The sequence below is a fragment of the Pantoea cypripedii genome, from assembly GCF_011395035.1.
Classification (GTDB): Bacteria; Pseudomonadota; Gammaproteobacteria; order Enterobacterales; family Enterobacteriaceae; genus Pantoea; species Pantoea cypripedii_A.
Genome location: NZ_CP024770.1, coordinates 606,597 through 623,354 on the forward strand (window position 1 = coordinate 606,597; position 16,758 = coordinate 623,354).

Annotated in this window: 15 protein-coding genes and 4 pseudogenes; 12 read left to right on the forward strand and 7 right to left on the reverse strand. The window is 49.3% G+C overall.

All coding sequences use genetic code 11. The annotated features are described in order from the left end of the window. The first annotated feature begins 205 nt into the window (after positions 1 to 205). Complete coding sequence (locus tag CUN67_RS26150) at positions 206 to 2,599, forward strand: membrane-bound PQQ-dependent dehydrogenase, glucose/quinate/shikimate family (RefSeq protein ID WP_302882854.1); 2,394 nt, start codon at positions 206 to 208, stop codon at positions 2,597 to 2,599. A 48-nt stretch (positions 2,600 to 2,647) separates the two neighbouring features. On the opposite strand, the gene CUN67_RS26155 is transcribed toward CUN67_RS26150, so the two are convergent. Next, the gene (locus CUN67_RS26155) at positions 2,648 to 3,577 is read right to left on the reverse strand and encodes a LysR family transcriptional regulator (protein ID WP_208718380.1); all 930 of its coding nucleotides are present in this window, start codon (positions 3,575 to 3,577) and stop codon (positions 2,648 to 2,650) included. A 112-nt stretch (positions 3,578 to 3,689) separates the two neighbouring features. Between CUN67_RS26155 and CUN67_RS26160 the strand changes: the two genes are divergently transcribed. From CUN67_RS26160 to CUN67_RS26170, 4 genes and pseudogenes are all read left to right on the forward strand, one after another. Next, positions 3,690 to 4,874 carry an alpha/beta fold hydrolase gene (locus CUN67_RS26160; RefSeq protein WP_208718381.1) on the forward strand — a complete coding sequence of 395 codons (1,185 nt, stop codon included), beginning with the start codon at positions 3,690 to 3,692 and terminating at the stop codon, positions 4,872 to 4,874. A 54-nt stretch (positions 4,875 to 4,928) separates the two neighbouring features. Beyond that, positions 4,929 to 5,390 carry a DUF3100 domain-containing protein gene (locus tag CUN67_RS26165; protein ID WP_302882934.1) on the forward strand — a complete coding sequence of 154 codons (462 nt, stop codon included), beginning with the start codon at positions 4,929 to 4,931 and terminating at the stop codon, positions 5,388 to 5,390. Next, positions 5,357 to 5,620 (forward strand): annotated as a pseudogene (locus tag CUN67_RS30785) (hypothetical protein); the annotation flags it as partial. The gene CUN67_RS26165 and the pseudogene CUN67_RS30785, both read left to right, overlap by 34 nt. A gap of 460 nt (positions 5,621 to 6,080) precedes the next feature. Further along, a complete protein-coding gene (locus CUN67_RS26170; RefSeq protein ID WP_208718384.1) occupies positions 6,081 to 7,019 on the forward strand; it encodes a diguanylate cyclase domain-containing protein in 939 nt (312 codons plus the stop codon). Positions 7,020 to 7,141: 122 nt separating this feature from the next. Here CUN67_RS26170 and CUN67_RS26175 read toward each other — a convergent pair whose 3' ends face one another. Both CUN67_RS26175 and CUN67_RS26180 read right to left on the reverse strand, forming a co-directional pair. Beyond that, a complete protein-coding gene (locus CUN67_RS26175; protein ID WP_208718385.1) occupies positions 7,142 to 7,900 on the reverse strand; it encodes a phthiocerol/phthiodiolone dimycocerosyl transferase family protein in 759 nt (252 codons plus the stop codon). A gap of 350 nt (positions 7,901 to 8,250) precedes the next feature. Further along, the gene (locus CUN67_RS26180; RefSeq protein WP_208718387.1) at positions 8,251 to 9,660 is read right to left on the reverse strand and encodes an amidase; all 1,410 of its coding nucleotides are present in this window, start codon (positions 9,658 to 9,660) and stop codon (positions 8,251 to 8,253) included. A 127-nt stretch (positions 9,661 to 9,787) separates the two neighbouring features. Between CUN67_RS26180 and CUN67_RS26185 the strand changes: the two genes are divergently transcribed. The 5 genes and pseudogenes from CUN67_RS26185 (at position 9,788) to CUN67_RS26205 (ending at position 13,309) form a co-directional block, all read left to right on the forward strand. Beyond that, the gene (locus CUN67_RS26185) at positions 9,788 to 10,354 is read left to right on the forward strand and encodes a TetR/AcrR family transcriptional regulator (RefSeq protein WP_208718389.1); all 567 of its coding nucleotides are present in this window, start codon (positions 9,788 to 9,790) and stop codon (positions 10,352 to 10,354) included. Between the two features lie 265 nt (positions 10,355 to 10,619). Further along, entirely contained in the window at positions 10,620 to 11,528 is a 909-nt protein-coding gene (locus tag CUN67_RS26190) for an alpha/beta hydrolase (RefSeq protein ID WP_208718391.1), read from the forward strand. Positions 11,529 to 11,727: 199 nt separating this feature from the next. After that, a complete protein-coding gene (locus CUN67_RS26195; protein WP_208718392.1) occupies positions 11,728 to 12,204 on the forward strand; it encodes a GNAT family N-acetyltransferase in 477 nt (158 codons plus the stop codon). Positions 12,205 to 12,373: 169 nt separating this feature from the next. Continuing rightward, positions 12,374 to 12,536, forward strand: a pseudogene (locus CUN67_RS26200) (integrase); the annotation flags it as partial. 155 nt (positions 12,537 to 12,691) lie between these two features. Continuing rightward, a complete protein-coding gene (locus tag CUN67_RS26205) occupies positions 12,692 to 13,309 on the forward strand; it encodes a TetR/AcrR family transcriptional regulator (RefSeq protein WP_208718394.1) in 618 nt (205 codons plus the stop codon). Between the two features lie 311 nt (positions 13,310 to 13,620). Here CUN67_RS26205 and CUN67_RS26210 read toward each other — a convergent pair whose 3' ends face one another. The 3 genes from CUN67_RS26210 to CUN67_RS26220 all read right to left on the reverse strand — a co-directional run bounded on the left by CUN67_RS26210 (position 13,621) and on the right by CUN67_RS26220 (position 14,942). After that, the gene (locus CUN67_RS26210) at positions 13,621 to 13,920 is read right to left on the reverse strand and encodes a hypothetical protein (protein WP_254711490.1); all 300 of its coding nucleotides are present in this window, start codon (positions 13,918 to 13,920) and stop codon (positions 13,621 to 13,623) included. Between the two features lie 86 nt (positions 13,921 to 14,006). Further along, on the reverse strand, positions 14,007 to 14,285 hold the full coding sequence (locus tag CUN67_RS26215; RefSeq protein ID WP_208718395.1) for a hypothetical protein: 279 nt from the start codon (positions 14,283 to 14,285) through the stop codon (positions 14,007 to 14,009). Positions 14,286 to 14,456: 171 nt separating this feature from the next. Further along, positions 14,457 to 14,942, reverse strand: a complete 486-nt coding sequence (locus tag CUN67_RS26220) for a hypothetical protein (protein ID WP_254711491.1) — start codon at positions 14,940 to 14,942, stop codon at positions 14,457 to 14,459. A gap of 121 nt (positions 14,943 to 15,063) precedes the next feature. Between CUN67_RS26220 and CUN67_RS26225 the strand changes: the two genes are divergently transcribed. Next, entirely contained in the window at positions 15,064 to 15,732 is a 669-nt protein-coding gene (locus CUN67_RS26225) for a DUF3313 domain-containing protein (protein WP_208718397.1), read from the forward strand. Between the two features lie 454 nt (positions 15,733 to 16,186). On the opposite strand, the pseudogene CUN67_RS26230 reads toward CUN67_RS26225, so the two are convergent. Beyond that, positions 16,187 to 16,448 (reverse strand): annotated as a pseudogene (locus tag CUN67_RS26230) (IS3 family transposase); the annotation flags it as partial. Between the two features lie 124 nt (positions 16,449 to 16,572). Between CUN67_RS26230 and CUN67_RS30505 the strand changes: the two are divergent. Further along, positions 16,573 to 16,758: pseudogene (locus CUN67_RS30505) on the forward strand (IS21 family transposase); the annotation flags it as partial.

Below are 16,758 nucleotides of genomic sequence, written 5' to 3' on the forward strand. Positions count from 1 at the left end.
TGCAGGATATTTGTCTGTGCGAACTTTCGGAATAAACAGTAGGTTAGTTGTTTTCTTATTTTTGATTTGATTAAGTAAGCGAAGCGTATTATTCCCATATTAGAAACGAACGACACATTCAGTTACGTCCTGGACGCATAATTTAATCGCTAATCTATCAAATTTTATTAGGCTCAATTTACACTCCTTTACATCAGGGGCACGCGTGAAGAAGAATAAACGGCGGATTCTGATATTTATTAGCGGCATTGTGGTCTGCCTGTGTGGCATTACACTGATGACGTTGGGTAGCTGGCTGGCTTTTATGGGAGGCACGGGCTGGTATCTTCTCACGGGGGGAGGGTTTCTGGCATCAGGCGTCCTGCTCGTGCTCAAACGCCCGTCGGGATTTGTCGTTTACATGCTGACGTTTATTGTCTGCATTATTCAGGCTCTGGCGGAAGTAGGCATGGACGGCTGGCAACTGATGCCACGGCTTTTTGCGTTTGCTCTGTTGGGCATATGGCTCAGTCTGGTGTCGGTCGCTTCCGTTACGCCCAGACTACGTTACGGACTTGCACCTGGCGTTCTTTACGCGGGGACAATTATTGTCATCTTCTGGAGCGGCTGGCACGTTACTGGCGAGCGATTCGTATCGCACAATGCTTTTCCTGCAGGCGTAACTGAGGCAGCTGCCGGAGATGAAAGCAGTGACTGGCGCTACTACGGAAATGATGCGGCTGGCCAGCGCTACTCATCGCTCAGACAGATCACGCCAGCGAACGTGACCGAACTGAAGGCTGCATGGCGTTATGATACTGGCGATGTGATGCGGAAAGGGGAAGATAAAGCGGGTCGGGAATTCAGTTTTGAGGTGACGCCAATAAAGGTGGGGAACAGCCTTTATATCTGCACGCCGCATCGGCAGATTATTGCGCTTGATGCCACCACCGGCCAGCAGCACTGGAAATTTGATCCGCATTCTGATACTTCGGCAAATGAGTATCTGGCCTGCCGTGGCGTCGCCTACAGCGTTGTGAAATCCGATAATGATTGTCCTGAGAGAATTATCAGCACCACAGCCGATGCGCGCATGGTCGCGCTGAATGCCCGGACAGGGAAACTTTGTAAAAGCTTTGGCAATAGCGGTTTTGTCAGCCTCACGGATCACATGGGCGATGTGCCGCCCGGTTTCCATTTTATAACTTCCCAGCCGATGGTAATGGACGGGCGCATTGTCCTGGGGGGTTGGGTCTACGATAATCAAGCGGAAGGCGAACCATCAGGCGTAGTGCGCGCCTACGACGAAGCCACCGGTAAACCTGCCTGGGCCTGGGATATGGGGCGAACGCCTCAGAACGCTCCTCTTGGGCAGGGAGAAACCTATACGCGCGGAACGCCAAATGGCTGGGGAACCTATACGGCCGATGAGAAACTTGGTCTGATCTATATCCCGCTGGGCAATGCTACACCTGATTATTTTGGCGGCAAGCGGCGGCCCTTTGATGAAAAATATTCCAGCGCCATCATTGCGCTGGATATTCACACCGGTGAAGAGCGTTGGCATTTTCAGACGGTGCACCATGATGTGTGGGATTTCGATCTGCCTATTGGGCCGACGCTGGTGAATTTGCCAGACCGAAACGGAAACGTCATCCCTGTGCTGGTGCAGACAACCAAGATGGGACAGTTATTCCTGCTGGACCGCCGGACAGGAAAACCACTCACTGAGATAATGGAAAAGCCGGTCCCCACTTTCCCTTCATTGCCGGGTGAGCATCTTTCCCCCACACAGCCTGACTCCGTGGGGATGCCCGACCTCTCACCACCGAATCTGAAAGAGACAGATATGTGGGGCGCCACACCTTTCGATCAGTTGTGGTGTCGTATTCAGTTTCACCGTTTTCGCTATCAGGGAAAGTTTACGCCGCCTGCTCAGGGCACTTCCATTGCGTATCCCGCCTTTGATGGTGTGATGGACTGGTACGGTGCTTCAGTCGATCCACAGCATGATGTGTTGATCGCCAACACCAGCTACATTCCTTTTACCATGCAAATGATGACCAGCCAGGATGCCATTGCTAAAGGGCTGATGAAATCCTGGTCAGGCTGGCACAGCGGACAACAATACCCCAAGCCGAAGGAGTTTGCAGTTGGCCCACAGTATGGAACCGCCTGGGCGGCCGTAGTGAAACCCTGGCTGAGTGCATTGGGAGCACCCTGCAGCGCGCCGCCATGGGGTAAACTTTATGCAATCGATCTGAGCAGCCGGAAAGTCATTTGGGAGCGACCGGCGGGTACCACGCGCGATATGAATGTTTTCGGCATGCACACAAACGCACCACTTCCGACAGGTATTTTTATGATGGGGGGGAATATCATCACGGGTAGCGGTCTGATTTTCATGGGGGCGACTGCCGATGATTACCTCCGGGCTTTTGATGAAAAAACCGGAGAAGAGCTTTGGCGAACACGCCTGCCTGCGGGCGGCCAGGCGACGCCGCTAACCTATATGGGGGACGATGGAAGACAATATGTGGTCATCGCGGCAGGTGGACATGGCGGGCTTGGCACTCGCTCGGGGGATACCCTGATGGCTTACGCACTTCCCGAAAAGTAGTCAGCATGTCATACAACTTTGCCATCCAGGTGGCAAATGCATGATGAATCAGACGGAACAATGCAAATTCTCCTGACTATCCCATGCAGGATTTTCACTCAGCGCATCAGCAATAAAATCAACAAAGCTGCGAACTTTGTTCGGAATGCGAAGTGCGCTGGGATAAACGGCCTGAATAGATAGCCCGGTCGTATGGTATTGCGGAAGCAGCATTTTAAGCCTGCCCTGCCTGATGTACTGCCCAAAAACAAAGCTGGGACCATAAACGATCCCCGTTCCGGCCAGGGCTGACTCAAGGAGGAACGGGATATTATTGGACGTTACTCGACATATGCCCTCAATGCTGTGAGCCCTCTCTTCCGCATCATATAACGTCCAGTCTCCTGCTGAGACCGACTGGCTAAAAGCCAGACGTGGCGCGCGCGATAGATCCGCCGGGGTTACTGGCGTGCCATGTTTTTGCAGATAATCAGGTGAAGCGCACAGGACCATTTTGCACGGTGCAAGCCTTCGCGTGACCAGTGACGGGTCGTTAAGGCGTCCAATCCTGATGGCGACATCAATTCTGTTTTCAAGCAGATCTACATATTTGTCCTCAAGCAAAACATCCAGATTAACCTCTGGAAATTGTGCCAGGTAACGTGATGCGATCCTGCCCAGATGCATTGTGCCGAAGGCTACCGGTGCAGCAACGCGAAGCAGTCCTCGCGGGTTTGTTTGAACATCACTCGCTTCCCGGCTTGCATCTTCAAATGCCTCAAGAATAACTTTGCAACGTTCAAAATAGCGCAGCCCGGCATCAGTCAGGCTGAGACGCCGCGTTGATCGCTGAAGCAGCCGGACATTTAAATCGGTTTCAATCGCGCTGACGTGCTTACCTGCCATCGCAGCTGAAAGCTGAAAACGTCTCGCAGCAGCTGCAAAGCTTCCTTCTTCAACTGCCGCAATAAAAATCTGCATGCTGGTAATTCTGTCCATATATCCTCATGATTCGATAATAGGAGTATAGATTATCAATAATTTTATGCTGATTATCATCCTGAAAGGATGCAATTAACATGATCTCAACTTCCTGAAGAGGCATGTAACTATGAAAATCAACGTGAATGGCACGGGTATCAATGTTGAGCAACAGGGCTGTGGTGAACTGGCCCTGGTGTTTCTACATTATTATGGTGGTTCATCCCGCACCTGGGAGGAGGTAATCAGCCAGCTACCCGGCAATTACCGAATGGTGGCGATTGACCAGCGGGGCTGGGGGTTATCTGACGCACCGCATTCCGGTTACCGGATTGAAGATCTTGCCCGGGATGCAGAGGGCGTCATTTCGGCGCTTCAACTTAAGCGTTACATTCTGGTGGGCCATTCTATGGGCGGAAAAGTTGCACAGCTTATAGCATCCCGTCGTCCTGAAGGACTTGAAGGCCTGGTACTGGTTGCGCCTTCACCACCTTCCCCGATGCTCCTTACATCTGAGCAACGCGATGTCTTACGAAGTGCATATGACAACCGCGAATCAGTCGGCTTTGTAATTGATAATGTCCTGACTGCGAGACCAATTAACCCTGTACTGCGTGAGCAGGTAATTGATGACAGCCTGAAAGGAGCCGCTGAAGCCAGGTCAGCCTGGCCTAATGTAGGCATTAGTGAAGACATTACAAGTGATGTTGGAGCGATCAATGTTCCTGTTGTGGTCATATCGGGAGAACTGGATTGCGTAGACACTCCGGTTACCCTGCAAAGAGAATTACTGCCTCGCATTTCTCATGCATCAATGTACATCATTCCAGACACGGGGCATCTTTCGCCTCTGGAGTCACCATGTGAAATTGCGAATCGCATATCAGATTTCACAGAATCGATTGAGAAGGGTACCGCGGTACATCTTTCCCCTACTGATACAATCGCTGCTTTTGATAAAGCGTTCAACGCGGGTAATGTCGATGACTTACTAACCGTTTTCAGTAATCTCACCACAATGAAAATGCCCGATGGTGCCATCATTAAAAGCAACCCTGAAGCACTTAGGCATGCTTTTTTATCGTTAATAGCATCAAGAGCCGTGATCAGAAACCAGATCCGCTTCATCATTCCTTCAGGCGATCTTGCCCTGGTTGTTCTTGACTGGACGCTGACAATAAATACAGAGAACGGAACTCACCGAAAGGAGTACGGCACCGCCACGCAGGTTTTAGAGAAAGGCCCAGATAAGGGTTGGCGGATACGTATTTCAAACCCCACAGGCATTCTCTGCGACCGTTATGAAATAGTTTGAGCGCAAACCATGCGCAGATTATTTCTTACCTCAGCGCTACAACGATAAGAGTGGATTTCGGCCTCAAAAAATGATGACAGAAACTACCTACAGAATCGGGACACTCCCACTGCTGATTCTGTAATGGTTCTTGCTGCAGCCTCAAACTTGCTTACATCTACTTTCGGGACCTATTTTACTCTATTCATTTCACTGCCACTGGCAGTCGCCAGTTCCAGATTCCTTGAACCACTGATCGGCAGAACGGCAAAAAGAAGAGAGCAGAATATTGCTGAAATTAACAGTGATGATATTGATGGTCATTCATCATCATCAGGGCTCAGTTTTAGCGAAAAGTTGTTAACCTGGTTTGTGACTTCTGTCATGGCTATGGCTGCTAACTGGGTTGCTTTCAACCAGTTTAATAAATTCGTGTTACTGGCTTACTTCGTAATGATTGCGATATCTGCTGCGGGTGATATGTTATATTTTTCGTGTCGGAAAAAAAACCAGCAGTCTGTTTCGTCTCCCTCTTAGGTATATTTCTTACTTCTCCCTGGTGTCCGGTTAACGAACAAATCATGTTTATAACCAAACATGTTAATATGCTGGCAATTATTACGCCCATGCTAACCTTCGCAGGACTGTCGATTGCCAGGGATATACCTGCATTCCGTAAATTAGGATGGAGGATAGTATTGGTGTCTCTCATTGCAAACTTTGGCACTTTTATAGGGGCGGCATTGAACGCAGAGATTTTTAATTGAATAGGATGTTCTTTTACAAGGAAAATAATCCTAATTCTGGCTGATACTTTCACCAGTGAAGCCAGGGGGAGATATAAAAACTAATAATGGGTATTTCTTTGGTGTATATTTTCATTCTGGTCGCTGTAAATGAAGTGATCATGTATTTTCGAAATCCTTACAAAAATATGCGATAACCTTGATTAGTTTAACATCCTATGTCTCCTTACAGACGATGTGGAAGAAATGCACATCAGTACAATACGGATGGTGATCATTATCACGTTTTATAACGCAATTCTTTCATTTAAAACGGGATTATTCTTAGTGAATAAAAGAAGGAATCCGTTGTAAATAAACCGACTGAGATTACTAACTGATGTTTGTATCAAATACCAGGAAAAGGTAAACGGAAACACAGTAGCTTTTTTTCTCGCATTTGGCGTAAAGTGGGAAAACACTCCATTACAGAGGGCCTGCCATGAATGCTTCTTTATCTCTGCCGGTATGCAGCTCTGAAAAAATAGCCTTACTGACGGATATGCTTAACGTTAGCGTGGATTGTATCAAGGTCATTGATACCAGTGGCCGTCTGATTTTTATGAACCGGTCCGGATGTGAGGCTCTGGGTGTTAGTGTGGATGAAAAGGAATTTGGTATGGAGTGGATAGCTCTGTTACCCGAATCTGTCTACAGGAAAGGAAGAGTGGCTCTGAAAAAAGCCGTAGGAGGAGAATGCTCAGGATTCCGGGGGATGAGCGTTTTGCCAGATGGCAGTGTCACGCACTGGGATAATATGCTTACGCCGGTATTGGACGGCACAGGTAAAACGACCAGCATTCTGTGCGTCTCCAGAAATATTACCCTGCAAGTCCAGGCAGAAGAGAAACTCAAGCTCAGCAGCGAGACTGACCCGTTGACTGGCCTGCCAAATCGCCGGATGTTTAAAAAGCACCTCAAAACAATCCTGTCTAAAGCCCGGCGATGCAATGTACAGGCCGGCGTGCTGTTTATTGACCTGGACAATTTCAAAAGCATTAACGATACGCTGGGACATGCAGCGGGGGACAAAGCCCTGACGCAGTTCGCTGCGGACTTAAAAAAAATAAGTCCGGCAACAGTCTTCATTTCAAGACTGGGTGGAGATGAATTTGCGGTCGTGATAGAGGATGCTGATCCAGATATTTTGTCTGACTATGCGGCCAGGGTACTCAGACAGGTCAGACGACAGGTTCGGTTCGGGCATGTTCATGCCGACTTTGGCCTGACAATCGGGGCTGCAGCATATCCGGAGCATGGCGCAACAACAGATGAGCTAATGAAATGTGCTGATATGGCTATGTATCAGCAGAAACTGAACGGTAAGAATGGATTTCGGTTATTTAATGAGGCGGATGAACTGGTGAAAAAGGCAGGCTGATAAATTCATCTGCCACTGCAGTTTGCGGTGAGACTCAATAGACACAAAGGGCCGCTATGCGGCCCGATTTTTATAAAGTGCTCACGGGTGCCTGAAATTCGGCATAACCGCCGAGCGGCTTCTCAAGCAGACCCCGGTACTACCGGTATGCAGGAAACGGTCAAACGAGAGATCATAGGGAACGTTATTCCAGGATTCGATATCAGAATATCGGGGGCACAGATCTCTCGGTCAAACTGTATCATTCCATTGAGTCCATTGTTTTTCATGGTGGGTCTAACAAGATTAATCAACTCCACCATACCATGTTTTTCTCTATAAAGATTTAAGTCATCAGTCACAGCCCGGGCAATACTCCAGAAATCATCGGTATTGCTGGCCTCATAACTGTAAGTTGGGAATAATGCCAGAAAGCTGAGGCCATAATCTGACTCAGAATATTTTCTTGCATCAATTGGTGTGCAAATGCGCACTTGCCTGTCATGCCATGAAGGTGATTGGTACAGTGCTAAACCGAAAGCTGCTGAAAGCGCACCGTGAACGGTTGTATTTTCCTGTTTCGCACGCTGTCGGATTCTGCCTGAAAGCTCAGGTGACAAGCGTTGTCTGAGGATCTGAAGTTTCGCTAAACTTCTTTCGGCATAGGGAACCGGTTCCGCTGCAAAATGTGGCATTTTTATGTTACCAACTGATTCTTCATTAAGTGAACATAAGTCTTCAGGAGAAGGCAACAAAGCCAGTTCAGGCAGGTTTTTTCCCGCTAAAGTCTCAAGCAAATCATGGATAAAGTGAGCCAGAGACCGGCCATCAGCTATCGCGTGATGCGCAGTAAAGATAATAACGCAGCGTTTCTCACTGTAAAGAAGCGCTGCTTTTAGCAAAGCAATATCACCTGTACCAAAAGGTGCTGAGAATTCTCTTTTAATCTCATCTTCTATTGAAGAAATTTTATATAGTCAGAAGTTTGTTTACATGCCCTGATTATTCGTTAGTGAGCATGGATCGTTTACTGGCTCGAATGAAAAGCGACAATCATCACATCACATGATTCAGGCACATACCCTGAATCACTCAAAAGTGTAACTCTCAGCGTGCGAATGACCCTATCTGGCACCGGGCACAAACTTCACGGGTCAGAAGGGCGTGAAGCAGAGCTTACTGACCCGCCAGGGTCAGTAAGCGGTTCGTTAACGTTAAAAAGCCTCGTGATACCAGCGCGACTTTTTTATTCCTACAGTGACGGGTGAGAACCTTTTACGGGGCTGACCGCTTCCAGCAGAGAAGCGATATGCAGGATTATCTGCTCAGTGTGCCATTTACCTACAATCTGTACGTTGATGGGGAACCCTTCGTTGCTTTTACCGAAAGGCAGCGCAACACCGGGCAGTCCTGTTACATTCAGTGGCACAGTGGCACCCTGCAGATAAGTTGCATCAACCTCCTGGCCGTCAATGACAAACCTGTCCACGCCGTGTTTATGTGCCGGAACAGGAAGGACGTGCGTAATGAGCGCATCATACTGTGAAAAGTATTCCGCAAAACCATCCCGCAGTCTTTCTGCTGCCTGCTCCGCATCAATGAAATCGGACATGGACGTGTCCGGCAGGGACAGCATGGTTTTTGCCATTTTATACAGCTCATTTTGATCACGACCCGCTGTTGCTGCAGCAAATGCGGGCTTCATCTCCATGACGTGAATTCGGTTAAACACGTCCAGCGCAAAGTCCCGTTCAAGCGCAGGAATACCGACGTGCTCCACAATAACTCCCGGGCCCTGAAGCGCTTCTGCTGCTAACTTCACAACTGCAGCAACTTCCGGGTCAACCGGACCAAAGCCCGGACCGGTCATCCATCCAATACGCAGTGGAAGGGGTGAGGCGAACGGCAGGCCGTCCTTATAGACTGGTGTGTTACTGGAAAAAGAATCGAAGCCATCCGGTCCGACCAATTGAGAGAAAGCCAGGGCAATATCGCGCACAGACCGTGCCATGGGGCCAACGTGCCAGAATCGGCGTGGTGCACGCGGCCAGATACCCGTCATGGGCACGCTGCCGTGCGTCGCTTTCATGGATGTGATGCCGGTTTGCGCCGCTGGTCCACGTACCGAAATGGCCAGATCGGTTCCCAGCCCCAGCGGAGACATTCCAGCGGCAATAGCGGCAGATTCGCCGCCGCTGGACCCGCCAGGCGTACGGGTTAAATCCCAGGGATTGTTGGTACGACCGGACAGGAGGTTATCGCTCTCAATCCAGTATGAAAATTCTGGCAGGTTGGTTTTCCCCAGCAGGATACCGCCTGCCTTTTTGAGCCGCGCCACGCTGGTCGCGTCTTTATCAGGAAGGCGGCCTTTAAATATAGGAGATCCACGCTGCGTCAATACACCGGCAGTATCAATAGAATCTTTGACGGTAAAGGGAACGCCGTGCAAAGGACCAAGATCGCCATTTTTCATAACAGCCACTTCTGCGGCAACCGCCTGCTTCATTGCGTCTTCAGCCAGGGTAACAATAGCATTAACATCCTGATTTATCTCTGTTATACGGTCAAAATGAGCCTGCATAACTTCCACAGGTGAAATTTCGCGGCGGCGGATCATGCTGGCCAACTGGGTGGCGTCCGAATAAAAAATATTTTTGCTCATAATGTTATCTCTCTCGAGTGAATAAACTAACTAACAGTTGTTAGGTAAACAATAGGCATGCCAAATATCTCTGTCAACACCTAACTAACGAATGGTAGAATTGTCTGAATTTTGCAGGAGAGACCTGATGAGTAAGACATCCAGAGATGAGATTCTTAATGCAGCCCGCCTGACCGCTCAGGCACACGGTTACACCGGCCTGAATATTCGCGGCCTGGCGGATGAAGTGGGTATCAAGGCGGCAAGCATTTACTATCATTTTCCGAGTAAGGCAGAGCTGGGTGCGGCGGTGGCTCAGCGTTACTGGGAAGATACTGCCCGTGACCTTGAGTCAATGCGGGCAACAGAAGGCGACGCGCTCAGAAGTTTGAGCCGCTATCCTCATATATTTCGCCGTTCGCTTGAGAGCGAAAACCGGCTCTGCATGGGCAGTTTCATGTCTGCCGAGTACGATGATTTGCCGGAGCAGGTCAAAGTTGAGGTGCAGAGATTTGCGGACGTAAACATTAGCTGGCTGGCCCAACAGTTACAGGACGGCAATATCACAGGGCATGCTGAAAGCAAAAATCGTGCGGGGGCTATTTTTTCAGCCATTGTTGGTGCGCAGCTTTTTGCCCGAAGCCGTAATGACATTCTGCTATTTGACGAACTGGTTGAAGGATACAGAAACGCTGGCCTGCTTCCATCTGTTTAGACATAAGTAAGGTCATATGCTTTTGCTCAAGGTGGCCTGACCTGGAAGCATCGTTTGCTATGAGCGAACAGCAGGCGTTTCACTCATGAAAGATGAGTGTTTCCAGTACATTAAACATAATTCCCGTATCATAATTTGACATCTGCTGCAGATACTATGGAGGCCGGGAGGTTTGTAAATATCTGTATCTGGTGTACAGAAAATAGTGCATGCTTCGTATTGCAACTTCACAGGTAGTGGATCTTATTAAGATGGAATTTATAACGTGATTAACTTCCCCCACTTTATTGAGCGCTATGAGCTGCTCGACTCCTCGTTACCGGCTCATGAGAAAATAAGCGAAAGCCAGGTCAATAATTTGTATATCAGGGTATACGAGCCCAAAAAAGCTGCGGATGAAGTTCTTATTGTGTACCACGGTGGTGGGGTCAACTCTGATGCAGGTTACGATATTCTGGCCAGACAGTTGAGTCACGCTTTGCCCGTCTGCGTCTGTCTTGTAGATATCCGTGGGCATGGACGTTCCGCAGGAGACAGGGGAGATGCTTTAAGCCCTGGGCAAATCTGGCAGGATGTTGATGCTGTTATTGATTATGTCCGAACGTCTTTCAGGAATGTCAGGATACACCTGCTTGGGCACTCCAGCGGCGGTGGCATGCTAATAAACTATTTTACCCAACATGTTCAATCACGGAAGGTAGATAGCCTGCTCCTGCTCGCCCCTGCACTGGGTCCTTTTTCACCACCTGAGTTATATAAAGATTTGTCCGTTCCCTTTGCGTCGGTAAACCGTTGGGCTTTCATAATTAATGCTCTGAGTGCAGGTTTTCTTGGCGGGCACTGGGCTGGTGTGAAGCTCAATTTCCCCCGTGAGGTTATTAATTCAAGACCTGATTTTGTTCAGGTGTATAGCGTAAATATGGCTAATGCACTCACCCCCCGCAATCCCCTAAAACAACTCCAGGAGCTGTCTTTGCCAGTGACAATCCTGCTTGCCGAGCATGATGAACTCTTTGATGTGAGCCGAATGGATGATTTTTTCAGGAGTTGTGGCAATCCTAATGTAAGCAGTCGAATTGTGAAGAGTAGTACTCATCTCGATTGTATATTTGAACTAACGGATATGATGAGGGACCACTTCACCGCCCTGGCCTTCAGGATGCAATGTCGGTAAGGGATGTTATGTTTAATGTGATGGAAATACTCTGTCGCCATCAGTAAAACGTCTGCTATTCGCTCTTTGCGGTCCGGGGATTTGCATTCAGGCAGCTACGTGCCAGGAGCGGACTTTCCTCTTTTGTTAAACAAAGATGTTGAAACGAAACCGTTTCATGATAAATCTATAAATATAATAAGACGAGGAGGAAGAATAAATGAAAATCAGACTTGCAGTACCTGAAGAGGCAGAGGAATGCTGGAATATAAGGAATCTTTCTATCCGGAAAGGATGTAAGCCAAGTTATTGTGCCAGGGTGCTTGAGGCTTGGACGCCTGAAGCTATGCCTGAACATTACAGGGAGGTTATTACGGAAAATCCTTTCTTTGTTGTCGAGTTGCCTGATGCAGGATTGGTGGCAACGGGGTATCTGGATCTTACCGAGGGTAGCGTAGAGGCTATTTTTACATTGCCGGATTATTTTGGTAAAGGTTTTGCTAGCCTGATTATTGAAACGATTAAAGATGAGGCGATTAAGAGAGGGCTGAAACAATTAACCTTGACCTCAACACCAAACGCGCAAACTTTCTACGAAAAGCATGGTTTTATGTTTATCAAGGAAACTACATCCCCATCAAGACTTGCCCAAACAGATCTGCGTTGCATGGATATGTCCATCGCATTATCAGCCTGAGTTTTCTTTTGCTCTTGGCAGGAGAGCTCACCAACGGAAATCTAATCGCTACGAGTTCAGTACGGCAGCTTCGAAGCCCTGGGCTGACTATAACTCATGTGTTCAATGTCGCAGTTCACTCCTGGAGGACATTCATACTTAAATCTCCCACACCGCAGGAGATTTAAGTATAAATACGCCACCGTGGAACAAAGGTCGTAATATCGGCCAAAAAAGACTACTTCAGATATCTCATATCTCGGGGCATCAGACTTGAGCTGGAAGGTAAAATGCGCGTCGCTCGGTTCAACATGGTTTTAGACAGTAAGCTACGGGGCTGTGATCTGGTTAAACAATAAGCAGGGTCAGGCATTGCATTTATCTGGCATACGATTTTCTCAGAAAAGAGTGGCGTCAAGGCTATCAGTGTTGCGAAGCTATAAATTACCCACGTTTAATGAACCTCCTGGTTCTGTTAATGTGGCATCAGTTAACAGGGAGAAACCAGATGCGAGCACTGACTGAACAGAAACGAAATGACATTCTTAACGCCGCCACAACCGTCTTTCTTGAGCAGGGATATGAACGTGCTTCCATGGAAGGGGTGGCCAGGACAGCAGAGTGTTCTAAAGCCACGCTTTATAACTATTTTACTTCCAAGGAAAGCCTTCTTGAGGCCGTTGTCAGGGCCTATGGCACCAACTTTCTGACACGGGCTGCGGATGATCTTTACTGTCAGGACAGCCGCAATTCCTCCCTGCATGAAAGGCTGCAGCGCTTTGGCGAAGGCATGCTGGGCGCCATGACGTCGGACTGGAAGGGGCTTCAGCTGTATCGCATGGTTATTGGTGAGGCGGGCCATTCCAGCATCGGCGATATCTTTTATGAGTCTGGCGTCCGGGAAAGCATGGACGCCCTGGCGGCACTTATGGAGCACTGCATCAAAGCAGGCGAACTGCTTCCCGCCAGCCCGGCTCTGAGGGCGAAACAGTTTTCTGCACTGGTTAAGGCCGAGGCCGACGAGCTTTTTATCCGGCGCAACATGCCGGTTTATACGCACCAGGATATCGAGGCCATGGTGAAAAGCGCCGTAGAAGTGTTCATCGGTGGGGCGTCACCCCGCTGAAAAACGAACAGGGCCAGGAATGGTAACAATCTCAGGTTGACTAATTGTTGGTCATATATAAACTGATACGTACAGTTTATTTTAGAGGGGGGTTACATTAATGCTGAATCGCTTTGTTATGGTGGTTGTTCTGGCCGTAAGTTCGCTTCTGCTGAGCGGCTGCGTATCTTTATTCTGAGGAGTTGACATGCGTCTTGTTTACAGCCTCGTTACCGGGGGGGCCATATTGATGCTCACCGGATGTCTTTCCATTGGTAGCCACATCTGAACCTCGCCCGCCACAGGCGGGCTTTTTTGGCAGTGCGCAGTTATTAAGATGGACCCCACAACATCATTATTATCAGGGCGCTGATAGCGAGAGCAACCAGGATTTCCGCAATAAGCAGCGTCATCAGCGAGTTCTGGCGGGCTCCCCAGGCGCCTTCTGCGTACTTTCGCCCGCGGCGGGCTTTCAGGCGTCTGATATGGATGACCTCAGTTAAGTTACTGATGGCGCGCCACCACATAATCACGACAGTCGTGACCAGGGTGCCAAATAAAATCAGGATGCTTATCATGCTCCAGTCCGTCCATGATATATCCCCGTTAATCTCTGATAATTTCTCTATCAAGGTACGATCCTCCCCGTAAAGTTCATACTCATGCCGTTCTGCTGCCTGTGAACGTATAGAAACTGACGCTAACGCTGCTGGTCTTTTCACCAGAGGGTTATTTCACTGAGCACCAGCAGCATCAGTACGCTCAGCGAATTCACAACGAGGCATTCTGCTAAAAGAAATATGCGCAGTGGTCCTGCTGAGATTCCCCATTCCCTGAGGGCATAGTATTTGGCCCGGTGCTGCCCGAGCCGCCGTATTTCCCTGAGGTTACCGGCGGTTCTCAATAATGCGTACGCCACGATTATCAACATGGTTCCATAGATGAAGCACTGCCGCAGCGGTGTATTTGCCAGTGCGTTCATCAGCCAGGCCGTCATACCTGAAACCTGCTGTATATGCCCGACAGGAGCAACGGAGCGGTCTGAATGCGTTCCGACCACGCTTCCTGAGTCTGCCCCATACTCATCAGTTGACACAGACGTCAAATGAGGTGAGGACGCCGCCAGAAATAAAAACAAGCGCCAGAACGGCTCTGATTAGCAGCACCTTCATGTTGCTGCCCCGGCTGCGTAACAACTAAGAAATTCAGCTGTCAGGCGCCTGACCTCTTTGCGGAGCTGTACTTTGTTCTGCCGGACGCCGGCCATGAAGCTCAGCAGCGCATCAGTCTGTAACAGGTAGTAACGCGCCATTTCACCCGAGGGGCGACAGCGTAACTCCCCGCGCAGCATCGCCGTATCGATAAGGCTGCGCGCATAATCTGCTGCCGGCGTAAGGGCGTCCGATCCACGCCCATGATGGGTAGTGCAGGCTTCACCATATTTCTGCAGTGTCAGCATCATCCTTACCAGTCTCCGCCGGACGGGCAGGCGGGAATAGCGGAGCGGTAGGCACCACATAAAACCTGAACTTTCCACACTCCACAGCTTCGCGGGTTCCGGCATGTCATCCCTGAATGACACTGTTGTTACATGCTGGGGAAGGGCCTTGTGCAGGATATCTGCTGAGACAAATTCCGGACAAATGTAAGACATGTTGTACTCCTCATAAGAAAGTTACAGACACGATCTGAAACATTTTCTTGACAGAATCATAATAAACCATATTAACTATACCGTACAGTTCATTAATTAAAAAAGTAAACGGAGCGTTTTTATGGTTTTAATGACCAGACAGTTGTCCCGTACGCTGATTCTGACCGCCGTCATTGCTGCTGCGGGATGTTCATCCACGTCGCCGGTAAAGTATACCGGCCTTGAGGCCTCATCCCGGATGACGTCCAACACGGCTGATGACAGCGATCGGATACCTTTCCGCTACGCTGCGCCAGTTGACTGGAGTAAATACCGCAGCATCACTATTGAACCTGTTGAAATCTATGGTGGCAGCGACGCTCAGTTTAACGACCTGCCGCAGGAAGACAGACGCAATCTGGCAGACTATATGCAGAAGAAGTTTGCCGAAGTGCTGGCGGAGAAGTTTACTGTCAACACCTCAGCCGGGAACGTCCCCGCACTCCGGCTTAAGCTAACGCTGACCGGGGCGGACACGACGCCTCAGGTTGTGGGGACCTTTACGAAATTCGACCTGGCCGGTGGTCCCTATAATATTGTTCAGTCCGTACGCGGCGGGCGTGGCCTGATGAGCGGATACGTCAACTATGCTGTAGAAGTGAAAGATGCAGCCACCGGCGAGCTTTTGCTGGCCTACGTGGCGGAACAGTACCCTAACGCGATGAACGTGGGCGCTACGTTTGGCTCAATGAGCGCGGCAGAGACCGGTGTGGATAAAGGCGCTGAGCAGCTGCTGGAAAAATTGCGCTGAGAAAAGCAGCACCCGGCCAGAATGCGCTGTCAGTATTATGAAGAGCCGCCTTGCCTATGCTGTAAATCGCTTAGGGCAGAATATTCTGGTCCGGGTACCTATTATCAATACCACGACTAGCAGGCTTATATTAGTGCGCCGCGACCATCGCGTGCTGCTGTCGCATAGATGCGCCACCACGATTGCGTGAAACAACCCTTATGTCCGAATACTGTCTGAACCAGGATATCAGAGTCCGCTGTTCGCGACCGGGGATGAGTATCTGAGGATGATGGATACCGGGATTAACAATCAGGGTGTCATGCTGGTGGCTATATTACCATGTCCCTTCGTCTTTCCCGAAATAGGGCGCTCCGGTATGGACAGGTTCAGGAACCTGACAGAGTATCGGCACTGGTCATAATGCTGGAGGCATTTGCTTCGCGCACTCCGGCTTAACCGCCTGCAATTAACTCTAATTCAACCGCGCGGAGCTTAAAATCGGTAGAAAAAACGTTACGGTGCTTACTGCTGCCCCCAATGACAGCTTGATGCGATGACCATTATACCAGCGGCATAAAGCCGTCAAGTGTCACATCCGACCAGTCGCGGCCATAGTACATCTCTTTTTTCAGCCGCCCGAAGAACCCTTAACATGCCGCATTATCTGGCGAGCACCCTTTGCGTGACATTGAACGTGTGAGCCCCGAGTCTGATATACGCTGCAACCAGCCCGGCAGATGAACGGCTGGCGGTCAGATGTCGGCGCGACTGATATAAGTCCTAAAATCAGCATGAATTTTGTCCACTCCACCCAACATGGGTTTCTCTTAAGGTTCCTACACCATCCGGAGAAACCGCATGTTAAGCAGAGGGGACCATCTCATGATAAAGCAGATGCGCATTCATGGCGCACATATTATCGACATCGCTCATCACGTCGGATGTTCTGAACGCACGGTCAGACGTCACCTTAAACAACAAAGTAAACCGGCAAGGCCAGACCGCCAGCCTATGAAGAAACTTAAACCCTTCATGCCTTACATC